Below are 23,828 nucleotides of genomic sequence, written 5' to 3'. Positions count from 1 at the left end.
TCGCCTATGGAAAAAAATGGTCTGTTCAGTCAGCGCATACGCTTGCGCCATTTGCATACATTTGTGGCCGTCGCTCAACAGGGAACTCTGGGGCGTGCGGCTGAAACTCTCAACCTGAGCCAGCCTGCGCTCTCAAAAACCCTCAACGAGCTGGAACAGCTGACCGGTGCCCGTCTTTTTGACCGCGGCCGGCTGGGGGCGCAGCTTACCATCGTGGGCGAACAGTTCCTCACGCACGCCGTGAAAGTGCTGGATGCGCTCAATACCGCAGGCCAGTCCCTGCACCGAAAAGAAGAGCAAACCAGTGAGGTGGTGCGGGTGGGTGCTTTGCCTACCGCGGCGCTGGGCATCCTTCCACCCGTTATCGGCCAGTTCCACAAGCAGCAGCGGCATACCACGATTCAGGTCGCTACCATGAATAACACCATGCTGCTCGCGGGGCTGAAATCGGGCGAACTGGATCTCGGAATCGGTCGCATGTCCGACCCTGAGCTGATGGGCGGCCTCAACTATGAACTGCTGTTCCTGGAGTCCCTGAAGCTGGTGGTTCGTCCCGATCACCCCCTGCTGCAGGACACAGTCACATTAAGCCGCGTTATGGAGTGGCCGGTAGTGGTTTGCCCAAAAGGGACAGTTCCCCGCCAGACCGCAGAAACCTTGCTGCAAATGCAGGGGTGTACGCTGCCCTCAGGATGTATCGAAACGCTGTCGGCCTCGCTTTCGCGCCAGCTTACGCTGGATTATGACTACGTCTGGTTCGTCCCATCCGGCGCGGTGAAAGATGATTTACGTCAGGGAACGCTGATCGCCCTGCCGATTACCTCCCCCGGCCCCGGTGAACCTATCGGCATTTTGACCCGCGTAGACACGCCGCTTTCAACGGGTGCGCAGACGCTGCTGAGCGCTATCCGTAAATCAATGCCGGTCTGACATCTTTCTCTTCTCATCCTAACCCTCTCCCCAGCGGGGCGAGGGCATTGTCCTGCGCCCTAATCAATTAATGCGAAATCATTCATTAACAATTGCGTAAAACAATTTAACAGTTTTATCATAGCGGCGAATTCACCAAATGGTTCGCAAAGCATTTTGTAACTCCGAATTCACCCGTATTAATCATTCTTCCCTCCGTATTTATTACCCAACTGGTACATGCCCAGCACGACGGGGGGATCTTAAGGAGACAGAAATGGCATTTGGCAGCGCGCCACGTGGGATACCGCGTATCCTGCAGTGGCTTCTTGCCGGACTGATGTTGCTCATCGGTCTGGCGGTCGGCGGGCTGGGCTTTAAGCTCGTCACCGTAGGCGGAAGTGGATACTTCCTGATAATGGGCGTGGTGATGGTGATTGCCGCGATCCTGATTTTCCTTAACCGCAGCAGCGGGATCGTGCTTTACGGCATCGCCTTTATTGCCTCGCTGTTCTGGGCGGTAAGCGATGCGGGCTGGGATTTCTGGCCGCTCTTCTCTCGCCTGTTTACCTTTGCCGTACTGGCCTTCCTCTGCGCCATCGTCTGGCCTTTCCTGCGCGCGGCAAACCACAGCGCCGCGAACAAGGCTCCCGCTTTTGGCGTCGCGGCCGTGCTCGCGGTGGCGATGTTGGTCAGCCTGGGCTGGATGTTTAAGCCGCAGACCCTCGTGGCAGCGAACGAGCCCGTTCCGGTGAAACCCGTCGCCCCCGGCGAGCAGCAAAAAAACTGGGAGCACTGGGGCAATACCACCCACGGCGACCGTTTCGCCGCGCTGGACCAGATTAACAAGCACAACGTCAGCGACCTGAAGGTCGCCTGGGTTGCGCACACCGGCGATATTCCGCAGAGCAACGGCTCCGGCGCGGAAGATCAGAACACGCCATTGCAGATTGGCGACACGCTGTACGTCTGTACTCCATACAGTAAAGTGCTGGCGCTGGACGTGGATTCCGGCAAAGAAAAATGGCGCTACGATTCCAAAGCCACGGCGCCTAACTGGCAGCGCTGCCGCGGTCTGGGCTATTTTGAAGACCATTCCAGCGTGACAACGTCACAGGCAGAAACACAGCCTGCGGCATGCCCTCGCCGCCTGTTCCTGCCGACCACCGACGCCCGCCTGATTGCCATCAACGCGGATACCGGCAAGGTCTGCGAAGATTTCGGCGACCATGGTACCGTGGATCTGAGCGTCGGCATGGGCGAGATCAAGCCCGGATATTATCAGCAGACCTCTACGCCGCTGGTCGCAGGCAATGTTGTCGTCGTCGGTGGTCGCGTCGCGGATAACTACTCAACCGGCGAACCGCCGGGCGTGGTGCGCGCCTACGACGTGCACACCGGTAAGCTGGCGTGGGCGTGGGACCCGGGTAATCCGAACCTGACCGGCCTGCCGCCGGAAGGCCAGACCTACACCCGCGGCACGCCGAACGTCTGGTCAGCGATGTCCTACGACGCTAAGCTGAACCTGATCTACCTGCCAACCGGCAACGCCACCCCGGATTTCTGGGCGGGCGAACGTACCGCGCTGGATGATAAGTACAGTTCCTCCATCGTCGCCGTCGACGCGACCACCGGTCAGGTGCGCTGGCATTTCCAGACGACCCATCACGACCTGTGGGACTTTGACCTGCCTTCCCAGCCGCTGCTGTACGATCTGCCTGACGGTAAAGGCGGCACCACGCCTGTGCTGGTGCAGACCAGCAAGCAGGGCATGATCTTCATGCTTAACCGCGAAACCGGCAAGCCGGTGGCGAAGGTAGAAGAACGTCCCGTTCCGGCAGGTAACGTTGAGGGTGAACGCTACTCTCCGACCCAGCCGTATTCCGTTGGCATGCCGATGATTGGCAACCAGACGCTGACCGAATCCGACATGTGGGGGGCGACGCCTGTCGACCTGCTGCTGTGCCGCATTCAGTTTAAAGAGATGCGCCATCAAGGCATCTTCACCCCGCCGGGTCTCGACCGTTCCCTGCAGTTCCCCGGCTCTCTCGGCGGGATGAACTGGGGCAGCGTCTCCGTTGACCCGAACAACAGCCTGATGTTCGTCAACGATATGCGCCTGGGCCTGGCAAACTACATGGTGCCGCGCGCTAACGTGGCGAAAAACGCCAGCGGCATCGAGATGGGCATCGTACCAATGGACGGCACCCCGTTCGGCGCAATGCGCGAACGCTTCCTGTCGCCGCTGGGCATTCCGTGCCAGAAGCCGCCGTTTGGTACCATGTCGGCCGTTGACCTGAAAACCGGCAAGCTGGTGTGGCAGGTGCCTGTCGGCACGGTGGAAGATACCGGCCCGCTGGGCATTCGCATGCACATGCCAATCCCAATCGGCATGCCGACGCTGGGCGCTTCGCTCTCTACCCAGTCCGGCCTTCTGTTCTTCGCCGGCACGCAGGATTTCTACCTGCGCGCGTTTGATACCGCCACCGGGAAAGAGATCTGGAAAGACCGCCTGCCGGTCGGCAGCCAGTCCGGCCCGATGACCTACGTGTCGCCGAAAACCGGTAAGCAGTACATCATCATTAACGCCGGGGGCGCCCGCCAGTCTCCGGATCGCGGGGATTACGTTATCGCGTACGCGTTACCCGATAAGCAATAAGATGTGAAAAAGGGACCGAAAGGTCCCTTTTTTGTAGGTCAGATTTTGTAGGTCGGGTAAGCGAAGCGCCACCCGACACTGCCGACAACTCAGAACGTCTCCCAGTTATCCCCGGAAACCGTCGCCGCCGGACGCAACGGCGCGTTCTTCGCCACTGGCGCAGACGTCACCGCGCGGCCCGACTTTGCACCGCTCAGACGAAACGCCCCGACCGCCTCGGTCAGACGCGCGCCCTGTTCTTCCAGAGACGCCGCCGCCGCAGAGGCTTCTTCCACCAGCGAGGCGTTCTGCTGGGTCACTTTATCCATCTCAGAAATCGCCTGGCTCACCTGGACAATACCGCGGCTCTGCTCGTCGGACGCGGCGGCAATCTCCAGCATGATGTCGGTCACGCGTTTAACCGCTTCGACGATTTCATTCATGGTGTTACCGGCGGCCACAACCTCACCGGAGCCCTGGTCGATCAGCGAGACCGATTCGTTAATCAGGCTTTCGATCTCTTTTGCGGCATTCGCACTGCGGCTTGCAAGGGTTCGGACTTCGCTTGCCACCACGGCAAACCCGCGCCCCTGCTCGCCCGCACGCGCCGCTTCTACAGCCGCGTTAAGCGCCAGGATATTGGTCTGGAACGCAATGCTGTTGATGACGGCGGTGATCTCGGAGATTTTTTTCGAACTGGTGGAGATATTGCCCATGGTTTTGACCACGCCGGAGACCATCTGGCCGCCGCGGCTGGCTTTCCCGGAGGCATCTTCCGCAAGCTTGCTGGCATGATGGGCGTTATCAGCGTTCTGTTTCACCGTCGCGGTGAGCTGTTCCATGCTTGCGGCGGTTTGCTCAATGGCCGCAGCCTGCTGTTCGGTACGCGAAGAGAGATCGGTGTTACCGGCAGAAATCTCGCTGGTGCCGCGGTAGATCTCCTCCGCCCCCTGACGTACGGTGCCCACGGTATTTTCCAGCGAGTGCTGCATGGTTTGCAGATCGCGCGTCAGGCGGCCAATTTCGCTGCGCCCGGCCACGTCGTCCGGCATCGTCAGGTCGCCTTTGGCGATATTCTCGATACGTTTCGCTGCACGCTGTAAAGGATTGATTACCGTACGGCGCAGCACGACAAAGGTCATCGCCGTCAGCACCAGCGCCAGCGCAAACGCGCCCACCATAAACATCAGGCCCAGCTGCGTGCGGCTGTGCGCCTGCGCCGTCAGCGCATTGGCACGCTCGGTACGGATCTTGATCGCCTTTAGCAGCACGGCGTTGTAAGCGTCATCCAGCGGACGCGCCGTTTCGTTTTCGTGGTTGATAATCGCTTCGAACATGCCGTTTTTGGCAAATTTCACCATCGGCTGCATGCCCGAGATATAGGCGTTGTAGCGTGCTTTCAGATCAGCGTCCAGCGCTTCGTCTGAAGAGGTGCGCACCGTACGGTTCATATAGGCGGTAAAACTGTCCTGGGACTGCTTTATGCGCTTTTCCGCCTCGCTGATGTTCTGCTTCATCGCATCCATCTCCGCGATGCGGCTTGCCGCACCGGCGTGGATCAGATTGATACGCGCGGTTCGCAGATGGTTTGAGCTGTTCGACAGCCCCATACGCACCTGAATTTCGGATGTGACATCCTGCTGATCGTTATCGGCCTGCAGCAGGAAATACCCCGCCAGACCCGAGCTCAAGGCGAAGAGAAGAATAATGCCACCGAGAATGGAGGAAAACAGCGGAACCAGCCTGATGTGATGCAAGAAGCTCAGCTTGCGCTGCGCCTGCATCGAAGTAGTGTTGTCCATGACCGTCGACTCTCTTGTAGGTAAGATGCGTAAAAACATGCGTGTTAAATAGTCATCGGCACGGTGGGGATTTAGATTACGGCTAAAAACGCCGCACTGGTCACACTTTAGAGAAGATTATTAAAGAAACGCCAGCGGTGAAAAACCGCTGGCAGAAGAGTTACTTGTCGCCGAAATGAATGACGGTACGGATGGATTTTCCTTCGTGCATCAGATCGAACGCGTCGTTGATCTGCTCCAGCGGCAAACGGTGGGTAATGAACGGGTCGAGCTGAATCTTGCCGACCATAGCATCTTCAACCATACCCGGAAGCTGGGTACGGCCCTTCACGCCGCCAAACGCGGAGCCGCGCCACACGCGACCGGTGACCAGCTGGAATGGACGGGTTTTAATCTCCTGGCCCGCGCCGGCCACGCCAATGATGATGCTCTCGCCCCAGCCTTTGTGGCAGCATTCGAGCGCGGAACGCATCACGTTCACGTTGCCGATACATTCGAAGCTGAAGTCAACGCCGCCATCGGTCATCTCAACGATGACATCCTGAATCGGTTTTTCGTGATCCTTCGGGTTAACGAAATCGGTCGCGCCCATTTCACCCGCGAGCTTGAATTTCTCCGGGTTGGTGTCGACCGCAATGATACGACCGGCTTTCGCCTGCACCGCGCCCTGAATCACCGCCAGACCAATGCCGCCGAGACCGAACACCGCCACGGTGTCGCCCTCTTTGACTTTTGCCGTGTTATGCACCGCGCCGATACCGGTGGTCACGCCGCAGCCCAGCAGGCAGACTTTATCCAGCGGCGCCTGCGGGTTCACCTTCGCCAGCGAGATCTCCGCGCAAACGGTGTATTCGCTGAAGGTGCTGGTGCCCATGTAGTGATAAACAGGCTCGCCGTTATAGGAGAAACGGGTGGTACCGTCCGGCATCAGCCCTTTCCCCTGAGTGGCGCGAACCGCCTGGCAGAGATTAGTTTTACCGGATTTACAGAACTTACACTCGCCGCACTCCGCCGTGTACAGCGGGATAACGTGATCGCCCGGCTTCAGGCTGGTCACGCCCTCGCCCACTTCCACCACAATCCCGCCGCCTTCATGGCCGAGTACCGCCGGGAAAACGCCTTCAGGATCGTCACCGGACAGCGTAAACGCATCGGTATGGCACACGCCGGTATGGGTGATTTTGATCAGCACTTCGCCTTTCTTCGGCGGTGCCACGTCGATTTCAACGATTTTCAGCGGCTGGCCGGGACCAAATGCAACTGCAGCGCGAGATTTCATCATGTCTTCCCTTTTTGTCAGGTGTGTGGGTTTATTTTAGATAAGAGCGCAGCAAATGGCCGACTTCTGCCATGCGTACGGCTCGCTGATCCGGCGTGGTTTCCCCCGTCACCAGCTCATCTTTGAGGTGAATTTCAACCATTTCGCCCATCAGGCCATTGGCAGCCCCGCGCACGGCGGCGATTTGCTGCAGGATGGCCAGACAGGGGTCGCCCGACTCCAGCGCGCGTTCAAGGGCCTCAACCTGGCCCCGAATGCGGCGGACGCGAGTAAGAATACGTTTTTTATCTTCGGGTGAATGCGGCATACGCCCTCCTGATACTATAGGGGGGTATTGTACATATTTTATCCTTGATATGTAAACACTCTGTTTTTTATGGTTAATGCGCATTTCGTTAACGTTGCGTATTACTCCGGCAGCGCTATACCTGAAATCTCAGTACAAATATTAATGAGACGATCCTGCAATGCAACGTCGTGCGCCTGCGGATTAGCCGTCATGCGCTTCATGTGATAGAAATATTTCCCCGTTACGTCAGCCTCAGTATCACGGCTGGCGGCAAGCCAGGCCTGGGTCAGGTGCGCCTGGTCCATATCGTCCGGGGCATGCGGCCCCCCCATCTTTGTCGGCACCCAGCCAGGCTCGAGGCTGTTACTACGCACATCACGCCAGCGACGCGCCAGAGCAAAAGCCAGCATAGCGTCGTGCAATTTACTCTCCGCATAGGCGTCGGCCCCATTCCAGCGACGTTTGCGCCAGAGAATATCATCCAGGTTTGCCCGGGCATGATGATGCATACCCGAACTCAGGTAGACGAGGCGATGCGGACGTTCAATCACCGCGGTGAGGATGTAAGCCGAGAGCGTGTTGATCGCGAAAACGTGCGGCAGCCCGTCGCGGGTCACGCGATACGCTTCATTGTAGCCAACGGCAGCATTGTGGATGACGGCATCGAAGCGTCCCAGGGCGTTGACACGTAATGCCGTTTGCCTGGCACCTTCAATTGTCTCCAGGTCACCGACAACGACGGCTTCAGCCTGGGGTAAGGCGCGTTGCGCATCTTCTGCACGGTTCGCATTACGCGCGTGCAACACAACCTGATGTCCTTGTTGAACCAGCAGTTCGGCCGCCATCAGACCCAGGCCTGTGGACGAACCGGAAATAAAAATGCGTGACATACAATTTCTCCAGATTAGTAAACCGACAGCAAGCGCTGCCGGCTCGGATATTAATTCAGGATTGCTGCATCCGAGACGCACTCGCAATCAGTGCCCCCAGCAGCGCACAGGCCGCACCAGACAGATATACAGCGGCATAACTAAACTGACCGGCGATCAGGCCAGCTACCGGCCCGGCGATTCCATAAGCGACATCCAGAAATGCAACGAATGCGCCCATTGCACTGCCGCGGTTGGCTTGTGGAACACGTTTTAAGGCTTCAACGCCCAGTGCGGGGAAAACCAGTGCACAGCCCAGTCCGGTAACCAGAGCACCTGCTAGTGCCATCCATTCGTTTGAACCCAACCACAACATTGCCTGGCCAAGCGCTTCAACCACCAGTGACCAAACCGCAACGCGATAGCCGCCTGTTTGGTCTGGCAGATGCCCCAGGGCGAGGCGAACGAAAATAAAACCCAGACCAAACGCAGTCATCACCAGGCCGGCGTTCTGCCAGTGATGTGCCGCAAAGTACAGCGAGGCAAAAGCGGTTAGTCCTGACAACCCAACGCCCTGCAGCATTAATCCCAGCCCTTCGCGCCAGATGCGCCCTACTACGCGATGGAATGGCAGTCGCGGACCTCCAGGCGATATATATGATGTGGTACAAAATGCAACCAGAGCGGCCAACATCGGTGCAGCAATACAGGCAATCATCGCCATTGTGAGGCTGTAATGCTGATATAACGCCATGCCAACAGGAGCACCAATCGACAGCGCCGCGAACATCGCGATGCCGGTCCAGGACATGGACATACCGGCGCGCTGAGGGCCAACTGAGGCAATGGCCCAGGACACACATCCCGTCACGAACTGACTTTCGCCAAAACCGGCCATCAGACGACCTGCGATAACAATGCAAAGGGTTGCAGCAGGCGATAAATCCGTTACCGAAGCCACCAGATACAGCGCCCCTGCTATCGCTGAAAGGATTGCTCCCTGCAGAGCAGAACGTTTACCGCCCTGCTGGTCCGTAACCCGTCCGGCATAGCCGCGGGTGAGCACCGTGGCCAGAAACTGGATGCCGACCACCAGTCCCACCACCAGGTTGCTGAAGCCGAGATGACCATGGATGAACAATGGAATCACCGGCAGTGGCAGTCCGACTGCCAGATAGCCAAAGAAAAGTGCGGCAATAACGCCCGTTGCCGGGCGGGGAAGCAGGACGCGCGGGGTGTTATCCTCCGCGAGCCGCTTAATGGCGAGGGCTCCCATGTCATTATCCTTTATGAAATATGATTAAGTGGGTTGAACGGCCCGGTGTATCAGGCCGCTCTGTCATCAGGATGCTTTAAAAAGATCGATGTGATAGCCGCTGGCGTTGAGCAGGTAATCACGAGAAGCGGTTATCTCTGTGCTTAGCGCCGCCAGATCAATATCCACCAACTTGCCCGCACGTTTACGAAGCTGGCCGGCCACCATCACGGTATCCACATCAGACCGCTCTATCGCCTGCACGACGGTACCAATTACGTTGGTTACCGGGAAAACAGCGGCTCCGCTGGTGCGAACCATGATAATGTCGGCCTGCTTGCCTGGCGTAAGGGTGCCAATCTGATCCTCCAAACCGGCCGCACGCGCGCCATTAACCGTTGCCGCTTTCAGGACCTCCTCGGCCGTGATGGGTGACGGCACATTGTCCTCACCACGGAAGCGACGGTAGCGCATAGCCGATCGCTGTTGCCCGAACAGAGCATGCATTTCACCGAACATATCGCTGCCAAAGGCAGTATCAAGGTCAATGCCCAGTGCCGGGGTCAAGCCGCGATCGACAGCCTGCTGGTAGGCAAAACTTTCATCGTCGAAGCCAAATAGCGCATCCGACCGTGGATTGACCGTGATGTTTACTCCTGAATCGGCCAGGAACTTCCAGGTATCCTGAGGAACCCTTGAACAGTGGTTGAAGATGTTATGTGTGCCCAGTACGCCCGGCGTGGCAAACTCAGGGCCTAGATTGGCGAGATCGCCGATGAATTCGGTCAGAATACGCATGTCGAGTTTGCGAGCGACCTTCCACCAGTCAAGATTGAGCTGACCAAACAGACCAACGTGCACCAGGCTGTCACTTGTATTCCAGCTTCGCGAGAGTCGCTCCAAATCGGCAGGCAAATGCGCCGATGAAGCTTCTTTATCCATTGCTGCACCGACCATATGTAACGCGCGGATGCCGCTTTCCTTTAGAGCATCTAATGCTGCATCAGTATGCTCGGGGCTGCGCGAGTTGTGGCAGGCATCAATGATGGTAGTAATACCGGCATCCAGTGAGGCAAGTGCCGTGAGCCTGGTACTCAGGTACATGTCCAGGGGACGATAATGTTTGCCCAGTTTCTCTGCGACCACATCAATGTAATCAAACAGATCGTCGACATTTGGCATCATGCGGCGCATTACGCCAAGCCACATATGGTGATGAGCATCCACCAGGCCGGGCATGACGATATGGCCAGCTGCATCAATCACCAGGGCATCATCCGCCTGCAGTTCCGGACCCACAGCTGCGATACGGTCGCCATGGACGAGAACATCGCCCACGGAGAGGTTGGGTATATCGGCATCCAAAGTAAGGATGATGCCGCCTTTAAAAAGAGTGCGCGTCGTTGTCATTTCGTATTCCTCAGGGTTAAGTGATGCCGTTCGTTGCGAGGTTTGCCCAGCCGGGGACAGGGAAAATAGCGCCTGGCAACGAATTGGCTGACACAATAGGTTGCGCACCATTTTTGATAAAGGTAGTTTTATGCAAATTATATTTGAATAAATTCAAAGGTGAGTCTCTATGAGTTTTGACGGAAGGCTACTGTCAGGATTGAGCGTGTTGGCCGCAGTTGTCGAGGCGGGTAGTTTCAGTCGCGCTGGCGAGGTGCTGGGACTGTCCGCTTCTGGCGTGAGCAGATCGATAGATCGCCTTGAAGAGAGGCTCGGTGTGCGTTTGCTAAACCGTACGACGCGTACGATGAACCTGACGAACGAAGGCCGGGCTTTGTATGAGCGCGCCTCGCCACATCTTGAAGGGATTGAAGTTGCGGCAAGCTACGTATCCGGTGCCGCCATTGCTGTACGAGGATCATTACGGGTCAGCGTTAATCCAATCTTCGCTCGTTATATTTTGGCCCCGAAATTGCCTCTTTTGCGCGAACGTCATCCGGAACTGGAACTTACAGTAGTGCAGCAGCCTGACGTAGGGGATCTTGTGACAGAGGGTATAGATGTTGCGGTGCGTTTCGGGCCGCAACTCCCCTCAACTATTTCTTCGAAATTGCTCTTTCAGACGCGCGTACTCACTGTGGCATCACCGGCATATCTGAAACGGCATGGTCGACCTGAGCATCCTGAAGAACTAGTCACGCATGAGTGCATTCAGTATATCGATCCTCGCCGCGGGAAACCGTTTGAGTGGGAATTCCGTCGTGATCGCGAAGTACTGGCTATTGATACTCATGGTCATTTGACGACAACCGATGTAGATCTGATGGTGCAATCCTGCGTAAGTGGTGTTGGCATTGCCCAGGTACTTTCACTCAGCGTCACGCAATTGATCGCTGACGGAATGCTGGTCGAACTTTTTCCGGAATGGCCTGGCGAAACCTATCCGCTGTATATCACGCGGCCATCTCGTCGACTGCCCCCCGCTGCTGTCGAAGCCTTTATGGAATTTTGCGCTGAAATTTGCGTAAATCATGCAGCGAATTGAAAAAAAGAAGCTATCAGCTGCTGGCCGCACTTCAGCGGCGAGCAGCTGATGGCCTCAGCGATAATCAAAGAATTTGTCTGCTCACAAGCATGGCCCAATTAATTTATTCCTTATTCGAGATTATTTAATCTGCCTCAACATGTACGCTGATGTTCAGCCGTTTTGCTTCCATGGATATCATTTTTTGGGCAAGAGCCATATTGCCGCCATGTACTTGATCTATTAGGTTTTGAACGAGAGTCATCATCAAATAATCCTTATTAGCCGGATAAAAATCGATCATATCAATCCCGCTATCCTGCAGCTGCTGGTGCGTAGTTCTCTCCGTTTCAGCAACAATTTTGGCTACGCTGGCCTGCATCTTTTCGATTTGCTCAAATACAATACGGTTTATGATTTCGATTTGTTCTGGGTTTAAGTCCTTTTCCATCATTACCCCTCATAAAATTTTGTAGCTAAGAAAATTTGGATTATGACAAACCTAATATAAGTACAGGAAGTGAGTCTTCATTCATCATTCAGCAGTATCTTAGGTACGACGTAACGATTGCTGCCGCACAACGATATACCGCCAGTATAACCTCTACATAATCAGCAAGATCGGTCAGGATTTTGGCCGTTCGGTGAGGCAAAGTAGGTCATCAGGAGGATGCAATGAACGATGCAATCAAAACGGCTTACCGCGAGCGCTTCACGACGGTGTGCGACTATATCGCCCAACATCTCGATGAACCGCTCACGCTGGAGAAGCTCAGCGCGTTAGCCTGCTGTTCGCCTTATCATTTTCACCGGCAGTTCCTGGCGTTTAGCGGCCAGCCTTTGTATCGCTATATTCAGTGGCTGCGCCTGCGTCATGCGTCCTGGCGACTGGCGTTTAATCCTCAGGATAAGGTGATTGATATTGCGCTCGATGCCGGGTTCCAGAGCCCCGAATCGTTCAGTCGCGCCTTCAGAAACGCGTTTGGAAAAAGCCCGCGTCAGTTTCGGCAGCAGCCGGACTGGCTGAACTGGCACCAGCGCGTACCGAAAATGACCTTTCAGGAGCAAAAAACGATGGAAATTAAGATTGTCGATTTCCCACAGACCCAAGTGGCAATGCTTCAGCACCGTGGCAACCCGGATCGGGTAAATGACAGCGCGGCGAAATTTATTGCCTGGCGTAAAAGCTCGGGCCTATCGCCAGTACACGAAAGCAGCACGTTTGGTATCGCCTGGGATGACCCGGCAACCACGCCCGCAGACGCCTTTCGTTTCGATATCTGCGGCAGTATCTCTGAAGCGATACCAGAAAATGAATTCGGGGTTTGCAGTGGCGAAATCGACGGCGGACGTTACGCCGTAGCCCGCCACACGGGTTCTCTGGATACCATTTCCGCCACGGTGTGGGCGATGTTTCGCGACTGGCTACCGGCCAGCGGCGAAACGCTGCGCGATGCCCCGGTATTTTTCCACTACCTCAACTTCATTCACGAGGTGCCAGAACATGCGCTGCAAACGGATATCTACCTGCCGTTAAATTGACTATCCCTTGTTTCCACCTTTTCCGGGTAGCGCTGAGCTTGCCCGGCATAGCCCCCCCTTGCAAACTGCGCCAGCGTTGACGTTCCTCCTTGAGATAGCAACTGAAACCCTGTCACTAATGGGCCATCCGCGCCTGCGCGATTGGTGCAAAAAATCAAACACACCTTTAGATAAAGGCCACTTATTCTGGCATACGTTCCCAGGTAGTATTCAGACACATGACGAGTAAAGTTGTGACTTAATAGTCGCAGGACCTTTAATGCAGATAAACCAACCCACGGAGATAAAATGCTGGTATTTTTAACAATGTTTATATTTTCACTGACGCTTTCATTTTCTCCTGGCCCCGTTAATATGGTGATTATATCGTCTGGTGCCGTTCACGGCTTTAGAAAGACCTTCTCATTTGTCTCCGGTGCAACGATAGGGTTTACGTTATTACTTATCTTTATATGTTTCGGCTTTTACGCTGCAATCGAAAAATATCCAGTGTTTTTCCGGTATCTTAATATTGCCGGTTCTTTATTTATCATGTATCTGGGCTATAAGATAGCGTCGTCACGGTCCGATATGTCATTAACAAAAACGGATTCACCCGGTTTTATTCAGGGTTTTGTCATGCAGTGGATCAACCCAAAAGCATGGACCGCGTGCGCCTCAGGGGCTGCGATGTTTTCTGAACCCTCAACCCCTGTGACAGCTCTCGTCTTTATCACGGTCTATTTTTTAGTCTGTTATATGTCGCTTTCAGCATGGGCCTTGATGGGAGAAAAAGTATCTGTGCTGCTCAGGAGCACGCGGCAGCTCCGCACGTTTAACGTGTTGATGGGCGGACTGCTGCTTATTACGGCGTGTTACATGCTCTTTTTAGCGTTTTAAACCCGTTATAACGCGTGAAACTCAATCGCGTTATAAATATCATTAATCAATTTGTAGGCAATACTGCTGGTCGACATATTAGAAGGCCATACGGCATAGACTTTCAGCGGATCTAATGACCAGTCAGGAAGTATTTCCTGCATTTCTCCGCGCTTAACATCCTCTTCGCTTAAATAGCGAGGAGGTGCTGCGAGACCAATTTGTTGTCTGGCAAGGGCATAAGCGGCTTCGACATTATCTACATACACCTTGGGCGTATACGTTACGACGGCCACTTCTCCATTTTTATGTCGAAATTCCCGGTTATTCTGCCTCATATTGAGTCCAATCCATGGCAGTTTCGCCAGGTCATCAGGATGCGTAATCGTCGGGTAATGGCTGAGCAATTCCCGGGACGCAACTACCTGGCGCGGGAGCACAAAAAGATGGCGCGCTTTAAGAGAACTGTCCGGAAGCTCGCCGATTCGAAATGCCACATCGATACCGTCGGCAATAATATCTCTGCGCGTATCGCTATAAGAGATATTCAGTAAAATGCCCGGATGACGTTTTATAAAATCGGCCAGATGGCGGGTAAACGCACTCTTCAGAAAAACGGCAGGAAGAGAAACAGTCAGCTTATTCGCCGTTGAGATCGAACGCTGCTTAAATTCAATGACCCCCTGCTCATACAGCGCCAGCATCGATTTGGCCGTTTCCAGCAAGTTGGCGCCATCGTGAGTCAGAGAGAGTTTACGGGTATTTCTGTACAGTAACGCGCAGCCAAGATTTTTTTCCAGCTTTGATAAATGCGCGCTTGCCGTTGCGGTTGTAAGCCCTAACGCTTCCGCCCCACCTGAAATGGATCCTGCCTCAGCAATCTTTGCAAACACTATCAGATAACGGATGTCATCAATCATTTATCGTCCTGTTGCGACGGTGTTCCTGCGAACTACGCGTTTAATCATAGAGTTACGATATCGTACTTTCTTCTCCGGTCGCATCTCTTTTTATCTTTTGGACTTTAGCGCCCTACTCATTTTGCGAGGCGCTGCAGTGTCAACCCGGCGACATCCTCTTCTGGGAGCCGGACAGCCCGTAATGACGCGTCTGCGCCAGCGTTTGCAGCTCCTCCTTAAGCCAGCGCGTTGCGCCCCGCTGGCCGCTGCGTTTATGCGAGTAAATTTTCACTTCAAACGTGCGTATCGAAAACGGTAAAGGAAAAATCCTCAGGTCCGCTGCCGCAGCCAGCTTCTCAGCGGCAAAACGGGGGATCGCCATCAGCAGGTCGCTTTCCGCAACGATAAACGGCGCGCTGAGCATCGACGGCGTTTTGATCGCGATTTGTCGGGTATAGCCCAGTTGTTCCAGCCGCACGTCCAGAACGCCCTGCTTCTCATTCCATGGGGTCACCACCAGATGTCGGGCCGCGAGATACTCCTCCAGCGTGAGACGCGTCCGCCGCGCGTTGCTGATGACCACATACTCATCTTCAAACCAGTCGATCTCTTCCAGCTCCGGGTGCCGGATATCATCCTGAGTGCTGAACCCCAGCGCGAGATCCACCTCGCCCGCCAGCAGTTCCGTCAGCGCAGGGCTGTGCGGCAGATAGCGCAATTCGAAACGCAAACCCGGAGCAGCAAGCTGCAGTTTGTGCATCAGCGCCGGGAAAATGCACAGCGCGGTAAAGTCCGTAATCCCAATTTGTAAGCTTTCGGTACTGCTGGCCGGGTCAAACTCCGGCTGCGGGGTCAGCTCATGATTGAGGAACGACAATGCGGAAGCAATCGAAGGCGCGAGCTGAGAGGCATACACGCTGGGGGACATGCGATGCCCTTCGCGAAAAAACAGCGGGTCATTCAGGGTGGCACGCAGGCGCGACAGCGCATGGCTGAGCGCGGACGTGCTCATCGCCAGCTCGTCAGCGGCCAGCCGAACGGAACGGTGGCGGTAAATCGCGTCGAAAACGGGCAGCAGGTTTAAATCAAGACGCCTCAGTACCGGATGCATAATATTCATCATTTGTTGATTTCATTGCACTTAATTCTTCGGACAATACTCCGTATGCTTAACGCCATCAATCGAAACACAGGAAAAACAATGAGCATCACCATTCGTCAGGCCCGCCCCGAAGATGCAGCGGCAATATACGCCATGATCTACGAGCTGGCGGTGTATGAAAAAGCGCCGGAAGAAGTGGTTACCACGCCGGAGGAGATCCGCGAAACGCTCTTTGGCGCAGGCACAAAAACCGAAGCGTTGATCGCGGAGTTTGACGGCAAGATAGCCGGCTATGCCGTGTTCTTCACCAGCTATTCGACCTGGCTGGGACGCAACGGGATTTATATGGAAGACCTGTACGTTTCTCCGGATTATCGCGGTAAAGGCGCGGGAAGAGCGCTGCTGAAACATATCGCGCAGCTCGCGGTAAAACGGCAGTGCGGCCGCCTTGAATGGAGCTTGCTGGACTGGAACCAGCCCGCCATTGATTTTTACCTTAGCATAGGCGCGCTGCCGCAGTCCGAATGGGTTCGCTATCGTCTTGATAGCGACGCGCTGCTGAAATTTGCCGAATAGCGACACGTGGTACCGGAGAAGATCCCGCCCTGCGGGATCGCTCTGTCCTGCCTTGATCCCGCCTCAACAGATTCTGAATTTATGCTACCCTTCCATAAATTTCATAAACATATTGCAGAACGCCATGACGACAGCCCCTTTTATCCGCCCACAACTTTCCCTGCCAGACGGTGCCGACAGGCTGCTGTTGCACTCCTGCTGCGCCCCCTGCTCGGGTGAAGTGATGGAGGCAATCCAGGCGTCGGGGATTGACTACACGATTTTCTTCTACAATCCCAATATCCATCCGCAGAAGGAATACCTCATTCGGAAGGAGGAAAATATTCGGTTTGCGGAAAAACACGGCGTGCCGTTTGTTGATGCCGATTACGACACCGATAACTGGTTTGAGCGCGCGAAAGGCATGGAATGGGAACCCGAGCGTGGCGTCCGCTGCACCATGTGCTTCGATATGCGTTTCGAGCGTACGGCGCTCTATGCGGCAGAAAATGGATTCAGCGTCATCAGCAGCTCGCTGGGGATCTCCCGCTGGAAAAACATGCAGCAGATAAATGACTGCGGCCAGCGTGCTGCCGCGCGCTATCCGGGTATGGTTTACTGGGACTATAACTGGCGTAAACAGGGCGGCTCCTCTCGCATGATTGAGATCAGCAAGCGGGAGCAGTTTTACCAGCAGGAGTACTGCGGGTGCGTTTATTCACTCAGGGACAGTAACCTGCATCGTAAGTCTCAGGGACGCCCGCTGATTCGCATTGGGAAACTGTATTACGGTCAGGATGACAATGAGAAATAACGGGTTCCCGGTATAGAGATATATCCGAAAACAGCCCTGACGTGTACCGAATTTAGCCTTATGTTTCCCACATCCAGAAAGAGCGGCTATCCTTTAATTATCAACAAAAGGAGGTAAAAATGTCTGATTTCGGTACTGATAAAAACACCCAGTTTGCTGAAGATAAAGCAAAAAATAAATTTGACGAGCTTGCAGGTTCAGCGCAGCAGCAGTTTGGTGAATTCGTCGATTCACCAAAGCATCAGGTAAAAGGTGCGGCTAAAAAATATGCCGCACAGGCCAGCGATGCCGTTTCCGACGTTACTGAAGCTGTCAGAAATAATCCCCTCACCGGCCTCGTCGCAGCGGGTGCGGTCGGTATTGTTCTCGGCCTGCTGCTGGGTCGAAAATAATAAAAGGCCCTTCGGGGCTTTATTTTTTCTTAGCTAAAAATCCTGACCATGCGATCTAACTCTTCCTCTTTCACGGCCCGCGATAAATAATATCCCTGAAAGTTTTTGACGCCCAGCGCGACTAATTTTTCAAACTTTTCTTCACTGTCAACCCCCTCGGCAATACAGTCCGTTCCGGTCATGTCGCTGTAAATCTGTATCGCTTTAATCAGGTTATAGTCATTGTCGTTTGCCACAAAATGCTCAACGATGTCCCGATCCAGCTTAAGACCATCAAAATGCACCTGTCGCACCGGGAACATAGTTTGATGATTAGAGAAGCAGTCATCCAGGAACAATCGACACCCCGTATTTCGTAAATGCCGCATGGTTTCAGGGATCCTTTTGTCCTTCGTCACGTCAATATCTTCGGCGAATTCAAAGACCAGCTTCTCGGCCCACTGCGGTTTGAGCAGCATGTCGATAGCTTTCTTTGCCATATCAGGCAATGCATTCCCGGAAGCCAGGCGAGGCGGAATATTCACAGAAAAATAGTATTTACCGTTATACTTATTAATCCCGGACACGGCGGCATGGATGACTAACGCCGTTATTTTTAACCATATCTCATGGTTTGAAATATCCGTGAGAAAACTGGCCGGCTTGACAATTTTACCGTTTTTATTCCAGCGGATCAGTATCTCAAAGCCTACGCCTTTTTTGTCACGATCGGTAATGATCTGATAAGCAGGGAAGATCTCTTTTTTATATAATGCATTGAAAATCTCTGCTTCCTTATCCGTAAACTCCGTATTTTGACTCCGCCGCTTGATACTTCTTTCCGCATTAAAATTGTGCGAATCGTGTAACCACCGCTTAATTAAGCGTAATTTCAGCACGCCTTCCTTACGGTGCGTATAAACCGTTTTATTAGAAAGCCCCATTTCATCGCACATTTCTTTTACGGACATTCCGCGGTAGAAATTTAATAAAACGTCAATCTCTCTTTTTGTTAGCCATTTTACGTTGTCTTGCGAAGAATTATCCTTGTAGCGATCGCGTAATAAGTACGAACGATCTTTAAAAACATGATGGTGCGTTTGAGAACCAGTGACGACATCTGAAACGCGGGCTATGCGAATCAATGATAATTGATAACTATTATTTAAAAGAGTGCCCAGGGTGCGATATAGCCAGCCATCCGGTATGTCGCCATACAGGGTGACGCGTCGAATAACGGGAAGTGCATTGAGCACGGATGCCAGTCGCTTCAGGCTCTCCAGGAGACTGACGATACCTTTACCGAGAAACACCACAATATGAGCGCTCTGATTTATAAGGATATTTTCCAGATCCTGTTGGGATGCCTCATCCCCGTCAAAGTGAATATGCGAAGCCTGTATTCCGTACTGGTTAAGGATCAGACGATATCCCTGGAACGTAAAACCGCAGGCGGAGATGACAAATTTATGTTCATCGCACGCCTCATTTCTGAGAGAAATTTTGTGGGTCATAAACTGCTCCTGGGCACTAAGGCGCCATTTCCATTTGTGAATACGTAAAATTTAACGCACCTGTTATAAACATTAATTTTACAGTACCGCCTCAGGGTAAGAAACAGATATCAGCTGAACTCACAGGAACATCTTTGCGTTAATCACCGTCGTTTAAATGTACTTTTCTTTGCAAATAACAACGGCAAATATCTTATTCTCAGGGTATAATGAAAATTCCGAAAAGAAGAGTGGACACTTCATCTATCGGCTCATTCAAATACGAGAAAAATGCTATGGATAATCACATCTCATCCAGGGCCTTGCTACATCGAAGGGATGTTATAAAGAACAATCCGCGATTCGGTGAGGCAATATTAGAGCACTACACAATTAATGACTCCATCTACAAAAAACAACCTTTGTTCTACAAGACAATGCTGCAGGAATCACGATTTAACATTATTCTCTCCATGTGTTGTTTTATTTTTGGAAATCAGGCCGAGTCAGTTTCAGAGATTAAAGAGCTATGCTCTCGCTATAAAATAGCCAGCCCCAACAGCGTGATTGCGATCATTACGATACTGAGAACCACCGGGCGCATCAGGACCTGGCGCTGCACGGATGATCGACGCAAAACGAGAATCGCGCCAACTGAAAAAGGACTCAATGAACTTAAGCGTTATATGTCCGGCGCTTTTTTGCCCGTCAGCATTCTTTATCCGGCATTTAATATTAATGTTAATCTGCTGGATAATGATATTTTGAGAAACAACTTCTTCCGCCGCGCGGCTGAATATCTTTTTCGGGGATTAACGTTCAGAAAGGTGTTGCCTGAGGTGGGATTATTTATTGATAAAGATGGAGGTCGTATGATTATGCTTTATATCTATCTGCAGGCCATGAAAAATAAATCCGCTCACGGTGCGGTCATTGACTATTCAGCCAGCACGCTCGCAAAAGAATTTTTTGTTTCACGCATCCACGTCAACCGAATTATCAAATCGGCACAAGAGGCGGGATATCTTAAAGATCGTGGTGATGGTCGGATGTCGATATACCCGGCGTTTATCGACCTTGTCGAAAATTATGCCGGTTTATATTTTGCGTATGTTACGCATTACATCAACGTTGTGCCTAAAGAGCGACGCCACGCTCACAACGTGACGTCAACCGTATAATCCAGCAGGCGTTCGGAGTCCCGAACGCCATTCCCCTATCGTTCCCGCAGCGCCTCTTTTGCCTTGTTCAGCGGTTTCAACAGATAATCCAGAATGGTTTTGCTGCCGGTTTTAATATCAACGGTGGCAATCATGCCCGGAAAGACCGGAAATTCCTGACCCTGCTTATTGGTCAGATGGTTACTGTCGGTACGAATATAAACGCGATAGTAGTAGACATCCCTTTTCACCTCATCCTGCAGGGTGTCCGGCGAAATCATGGTCACTTCCCCTTCCAGCCCGCCGTAAATGGAGTAGTCATAGGCCGTAATTTTCACCAGCGCTTTCTGGCCAGGATGAATAAACGCCACATCGCGCGGCGAGATTTTCGCCTCGACTACCATCTGATCGTCAAGCGGGACAAGGCTCATCAGCTTGCCGTTCGGCGGGATAACGCCTCCCACGGTCGTGACGTCAATATCCTTCACGATCCCGCGAACCGGGGCATTGAAGGTCAGCCGGGTCAGGGAGTCCTCACGCCCTTTCATCACCGAACGCTGGGCCTCAATCTCCGCATTGGCTTTTGCCAGCTCTTCACGGGCGCGAACGTAATACTGGTTTTTCATCTCGGTGATTTTATTCTCAAGCTCATTTTTTTGACGCTCAAGACGTAACACCTCAACCTTGCTGGCCGCTCCCTGGGTCACTAGCGGTCGGGTTAACGACAGCTCGCGCTGCACCAGCTCGGCGCCCTGACGCAAGCCGGCCAGCCCTTTTTCGAGGCTTTCACGACGGGACTGATAGAGCGCCGTTTCCTGTTTGACCAGCTCAACGTCGTCATCCAGCTCCTCCGGAAACGCGAGCTCCGTGTCGTTCACCTCGGCCTTCAGGCGCGCAGCGGTTGCCAGCGCCGCATTCAGGCGAGACTCGCTCTCCAGCACGCTCGACTCGGTTTTTGTCCGGTCAAGCTGCGCGAGCTGCTGGCCGCGTTCCACGATGTCGCCTTCGCGCACCATCAGGCTGTGGATGATGCCGCCTTCCAGAGACTGGATGACCTGCTCATGCGAAGACGGTATGACCTTGCCGCTGCCGGTCGTCACTTCATCCAGATGGAACAGGCTTGCCCAGGCGATAAACACCGCCAGCAGGGCGAACAGGGACCATGCCACCAGCGACGAGCGCGGCAGGCGCGGCTCCTTCAGTCGGCTATTGAAACGAGAGAAATCATTCATGCTGCGCCCTCCTCTGCAACCGCCGCCGGCTTCATGGTCACCGTACGCTGCGCGGCTTTCTGCGGCGCCATGCCGTGCTGGTGCAGGATCGCATCGCGCGGGCCGTCCATCACCACCTTGCCGTTTTCCAGCACGATGATGCGGTCGACCAGGTCCAGAATCGGCAGGCGATGCGTCGCCACCACCAGCGTCCGGCGTTTACCCAGCCATTTGTGAAGATGCTGAATAAACTGCTTCTCGCTCATTTCGTCCAGCCAGGCGGTAGGCTCGTCCAGCAGCAGGATAGTCGGCGAGGTAATCAGGGCACGCGCCAGCAGCAGCGCCTGACGCTGGCCGCCGGAGAGGCCAGCCCCGCCCTCGTTGATGATGTAGTTCAGCCCCATTTTCTGCTTGCGCACAAACTCCAGCGCGCCGCTGTTAACCAGCGCCTGATGAATCTCATCGTCGGTGGCTAACGGGTTCCCCATCAGGATGTTGTCCCGCACGGAGCCAAAGAACAGCCGGGCCTGCTGGCTGAGCAGCTGCATGTCGCGACGCACGTCGGCCGGGTCCAGATGATTGAGGGCGATATCGTCGAGCAGGATGCTGCCCTGCTGCGGCTCCTGCATGCCCGCCAGAAGCTGTAGCAGCGTGCTTTTACCGGAGCCGTTGCGCCCGAGCACCGCCACGCGCTCTCCGGCGCGGATCTGCAGCTTGCTGATGTTGAGCACGGTGAGTTTCTCTTCCTCGTCGTAATAAAACCCGACGTCCTCAAGGCTATAGTCGCCGCGCAGGTGGGCTTTATGCACCTTCTTGCCGTGCTGCGGATCGTCAATCGGGCGCTGCATCAGATCGTCCAGCCCCTTGCGCGCCACCTTTGCCGACTGCCAGCGCGAGAGCACGCCTGAGATCTGCGACAGCGGCGCGATAGTGCGCGATGCCAGAATCGAGGTTCCCACCAGCGCACCGGTGGTCATGTCACCGCTGATGACCAGATAACAGCCCACCAGCAGCACCACCGCATAGACGATGGACTGCACCTCCTGCGTCCAGGTGAGCAGCAGGCCCGTCAGCCAGCGCTGCTTCATGCCGACGCTGGCGGCGACGTCGTTGGTGTTGTTCCACTGGTTCTGGAAACGCTGCTCGGCGCGCATCAGCTTGATGTCTTCAATGCCCTGCACCGCTTCCACCAGCGTGGCGTTGCGGATGGCGGATTCACGCATCCCTTCGCTGGAGAGTTTCCCCAGCGGGCGCTGCACCAGCAGGCCGGGGATGAGCAGCAGCGGCACGGCGAGCAGGACCACCAGCACCAGCGGGCCGCCAATCATCCACAGAATAAAGACGAACAGCAGGAAGAACGGCAGATCGGAAATCGCCGCAATGGTGGTCGAGGTGATCAGCTCGCGCACCGACTCCAGCTCGCGGATCTGCGCGATAAACGATCCGGTTGATTTCGAGCGCGCGCCGTTTTTAATCCGCAGCGCGTGGGCAAAAACGCGTTCAGAGATACGCAGGTCGGCGCGCTTGCCCACTACGTCAGAAATATGCACCCGCAGCATACGCATGATGAATTCGAACACGATGGCAATCATCACGCCGCCAAACAGGACCCACAGCGTGGCTTCCGACTGCGACGGTACCACCCTGTCGTACACCTGCATGGAGAAAACCATGCCGGAGAGCGCCAGCACGTTGGCAACCAGCGCCACCAGCATAATGTCGCTGTAGCGTCGCCAGTCCTTCAGAGCCAGCTGCCAGAACCAGTTTTTCTCATAGGGTTTGATGTAGTCGTCCACGCGGGCATCCGGCGTGGATTCGAGCGGGCGCAGCACCATCAGCCCTTTTAACCGCGCCCCGAGCTCATCGCGCGTCAGCGTGGTCTCCAGCCCCGCGTCGCCGCTAAACTGCAGGCTGACGTTGCCTTCGCTGTCCATGCGGTTAATGACCGCGATTTGTCCGCCGGTGAATTCCGCCAGCAGCGGCAGGCGCCACGGATCGAGGGATACCGCTTCAGCCGCCACCATACGCATCCCCAGCCCAAGCTGGCGCGCCATCTCCTCCAGCAGCAGCTGGCGCGGAGACTGGCTTTCATGGTTAATCGTGACCCGAACATGCTCCGCTGAGAAATCCAGCCGGTAGTGCTTCGCGATGATGAGCATGCCCTGCAGCCAGGGTTCGTACTGTGGATGTGTCTTCATAATGCTACGTCCTGTCCAGAGCGGTAATTTCGCACTGAAATGATACCTTTACGGAATGATTAAAAATCGAACACTCTCTAAACGAGCCCGCAAAATAATCTTGTGAAATAT

21 protein-coding genes are annotated in these 23,828 nt (G+C 54.4%); 9 read left to right on the top strand and 12 right to left on the bottom strand.

The window, feature by feature from the left end:
- The first annotated feature begins 6 nt into the window (after positions 1-6).
- Positions 7-930: a LysR substrate-binding domain-containing protein gene (locus tag WM95_RS12070; protein ID WP_023311667.1), complete on the top strand. Its 924-nt coding sequence runs from the start codon at positions 7-9 to the stop codon at positions 928-930.
- A gap of 256 nt (positions 931-1,186) precedes the next feature.
- Positions 1,187-3,568: a glucose/quinate/shikimate family membrane-bound PQQ-dependent dehydrogenase gene (locus tag WM95_RS12065; RefSeq protein WP_063408406.1), complete on the top strand. Its 2,382-nt coding sequence runs from the start codon at positions 1,187-1,189 to the stop codon at positions 3,566-3,568.
- An 89-nt stretch (positions 3,569-3,657) separates the two neighbouring features.
- Here WM95_RS12065 and WM95_RS12060 read toward each other — a convergent pair whose 3' ends face one another.
- The 6 genes from WM95_RS12060 to WM95_RS12035 all read right to left on the bottom strand — a co-directional run bounded on the left by WM95_RS12060 (position 3,658) and on the right by WM95_RS12035 (position 10,451).
- A complete protein-coding gene (locus WM95_RS12060; protein WP_063408405.1) occupies positions 3,658-5,349 on the bottom strand; it encodes a methyl-accepting chemotaxis protein in 1,692 nt (563 codons plus the stop codon).
- Between the two features lie 160 nt (positions 5,350-5,509).
- Positions 5,510-6,628 carry an S-(hydroxymethyl)glutathione dehydrogenase/class III alcohol dehydrogenase gene (locus WM95_RS12055; protein ID WP_032668253.1) on the bottom strand — a complete coding sequence of 373 codons (1,119 nt, stop codon included), beginning with the start codon at positions 6,626-6,628 and terminating at the stop codon, positions 5,510-5,512.
- A 31-nt stretch (positions 6,629-6,659) separates the two neighbouring features.
- Entirely contained in the window at positions 6,660-6,935 is a 276-nt protein-coding gene (locus tag WM95_RS12050) for a metal/formaldehyde-sensitive transcriptional repressor (protein WP_023311663.1), read from the bottom strand.
- A gap of 101 nt (positions 6,936-7,036) precedes the next feature.
- The gene (locus tag WM95_RS12045; RefSeq protein ID WP_063408404.1) at positions 7,037-7,807 is read right to left on the bottom strand and encodes an SDR family oxidoreductase; all 771 of its coding nucleotides are present in this window, start codon (positions 7,805-7,807) and stop codon (positions 7,037-7,039) included.
- A 55-nt stretch (positions 7,808-7,862) separates the two neighbouring features.
- Positions 7,863-9,062 carry an arabinose transporter gene (locus tag WM95_RS12040; protein WP_081247929.1) on the bottom strand — a complete coding sequence of 400 codons (1,200 nt, stop codon included), beginning with the start codon at positions 9,060-9,062 and terminating at the stop codon, positions 7,863-7,865.
- A 66-nt stretch (positions 9,063-9,128) separates the two neighbouring features.
- Positions 9,129-10,451, bottom strand: coding sequence for an amidohydrolase family protein (locus WM95_RS12035; RefSeq protein ID WP_063408403.1), 1,323 nt, complete (start codon positions 10,449-10,451; stop codon positions 9,129-9,131).
- Between the two features lie 169 nt (positions 10,452-10,620).
- Between WM95_RS12035 and WM95_RS12030 the strand changes: the two genes are divergently transcribed.
- The gene (locus tag WM95_RS12030) at positions 10,621-11,535 is read left to right on the top strand and encodes a LysR family transcriptional regulator (protein WP_063408402.1); all 915 of its coding nucleotides are present in this window, start codon (positions 10,621-10,623) and stop codon (positions 11,533-11,535) included.
- 124 nt (positions 11,536-11,659) lie between these two features.
- Here the strand turns inward: WM95_RS12030 and WM95_RS12025 are convergent, their stop codons facing one another.
- Positions 11,660-11,965 carry a hypothetical protein gene (locus WM95_RS12025; protein ID WP_063408401.1) on the bottom strand — a complete coding sequence of 102 codons (306 nt, stop codon included), beginning with the start codon at positions 11,963-11,965 and terminating at the stop codon, positions 11,660-11,662.
- Positions 11,966-12,189: 224 nt separating this feature from the next.
- Here WM95_RS12025 and WM95_RS12020 point away from each other — a divergent pair, with 224 nt between their 5' ends.
- Both WM95_RS12020 and WM95_RS12015 read left to right on the top strand, forming a co-directional pair.
- Entirely contained in the window at positions 12,190-13,056 is an 867-nt protein-coding gene (locus WM95_RS12020) for an AraC family transcriptional regulator (RefSeq protein ID WP_045620237.1), read from the top strand.
- Positions 13,057-13,344: 288 nt separating this feature from the next.
- A complete protein-coding gene (locus WM95_RS12015) occupies positions 13,345-13,935 on the top strand; it encodes a LysE family translocator (protein ID WP_063408400.1) in 591 nt (196 codons plus the stop codon).
- 5 nt (positions 13,936-13,940) lie between these two features.
- Here WM95_RS12015 and WM95_RS12010 read toward each other — a convergent pair whose 3' ends face one another.
- Positions 13,941-14,834, bottom strand: a complete 894-nt coding sequence (locus WM95_RS12010) for a LysR family transcriptional regulator (protein ID WP_063408399.1) — start codon at positions 14,832-14,834, stop codon at positions 13,941-13,943.
- A gap of 139 nt (positions 14,835-14,973) precedes the next feature.
- On the bottom strand, positions 14,974-15,936 hold the full coding sequence (locus WM95_RS12005; RefSeq protein ID WP_063408398.1) for a LysR family transcriptional regulator: 963 nt from the start codon (positions 15,934-15,936) through the stop codon (positions 14,974-14,976).
- A gap of 78 nt (positions 15,937-16,014) precedes the next feature.
- Here WM95_RS12005 and WM95_RS12000 point away from each other — a divergent pair, with 78 nt between their 5' ends.
- From WM95_RS12000 to WM95_RS11990, 3 genes are all read left to right on the top strand, one after another.
- On the top strand, positions 16,015-16,491 hold the full coding sequence (locus WM95_RS12000) for a GNAT family N-acetyltransferase (protein WP_063408397.1): 477 nt from the start codon (positions 16,015-16,017) through the stop codon (positions 16,489-16,491).
- A gap of 124 nt (positions 16,492-16,615) precedes the next feature.
- On the top strand, positions 16,616-17,284 hold the full coding sequence (locus WM95_RS11995) for an epoxyqueuosine reductase QueH (protein ID WP_023311652.1): 669 nt from the start codon (positions 16,616-16,618) through the stop codon (positions 17,282-17,284).
- A 119-nt stretch (positions 17,285-17,403) separates the two neighbouring features.
- The gene (locus tag WM95_RS11990) at positions 17,404-17,676 is read left to right on the top strand and encodes a DUF883 family protein (RefSeq protein WP_023311651.1); all 273 of its coding nucleotides are present in this window, start codon (positions 17,404-17,406) and stop codon (positions 17,674-17,676) included.
- Positions 17,677-17,705: 29 nt separating this feature from the next.
- Here the strand turns inward: WM95_RS11990 and WM95_RS11985 are convergent, their stop codons facing one another.
- A complete protein-coding gene (locus tag WM95_RS11985; protein WP_063408396.1) occupies positions 17,706-19,169 on the bottom strand; it encodes an EAL domain-containing protein in 1,464 nt (487 codons plus the stop codon).
- Between the two features lie 275 nt (positions 19,170-19,444).
- Here WM95_RS11985 and WM95_RS11980 point away from each other — a divergent pair, with 275 nt between their 5' ends.
- Positions 19,445-20,329: a MarR family transcriptional regulator gene (locus WM95_RS11980; protein WP_088545038.1), complete on the top strand. Its 885-nt coding sequence runs from the start codon at positions 19,445-19,447 to the stop codon at positions 20,327-20,329.
- A 35-nt stretch (positions 20,330-20,364) separates the two neighbouring features.
- Here the strand turns inward: WM95_RS11980 and WM95_RS11975 are convergent, their stop codons facing one another.
- Together WM95_RS11975 and WM95_RS11970 are read right to left on the bottom strand one after the other, a co-directional pair.
- On the bottom strand, positions 20,365-21,540 hold the full coding sequence (locus WM95_RS11975) for an HlyD family type I secretion periplasmic adaptor subunit (RefSeq protein WP_029740549.1): 1,176 nt from the start codon (positions 21,538-21,540) through the stop codon (positions 20,365-20,367).
- Positions 21,537-23,717 (bottom strand): type I secretion system permease/ATPase, encoded by a 2,181-nt coding sequence (locus tag WM95_RS11970; RefSeq protein WP_063408395.1) that lies wholly within the window; start codon positions 23,715-23,717, stop codon positions 21,537-21,539. The genes WM95_RS11975 and WM95_RS11970 overlap by 4 nt, the downstream gene beginning before the upstream one ends.
- Positions 23,718-23,828: the final 111 nt, after the last annotated feature.

It is taken from the genome of Enterobacter cloacae complex sp. ECNIH7, from assembly GCF_002208095.1.
GTDB classification, from domain to species: domain Bacteria; phylum Pseudomonadota; class Gammaproteobacteria; order Enterobacterales; family Enterobacteriaceae; genus Enterobacter; species Enterobacter cloacae_M.
Note: the sequence above shows the minus strand (reverse complement) of the source record. Positions and strands in the feature narration are given on the sequence as shown.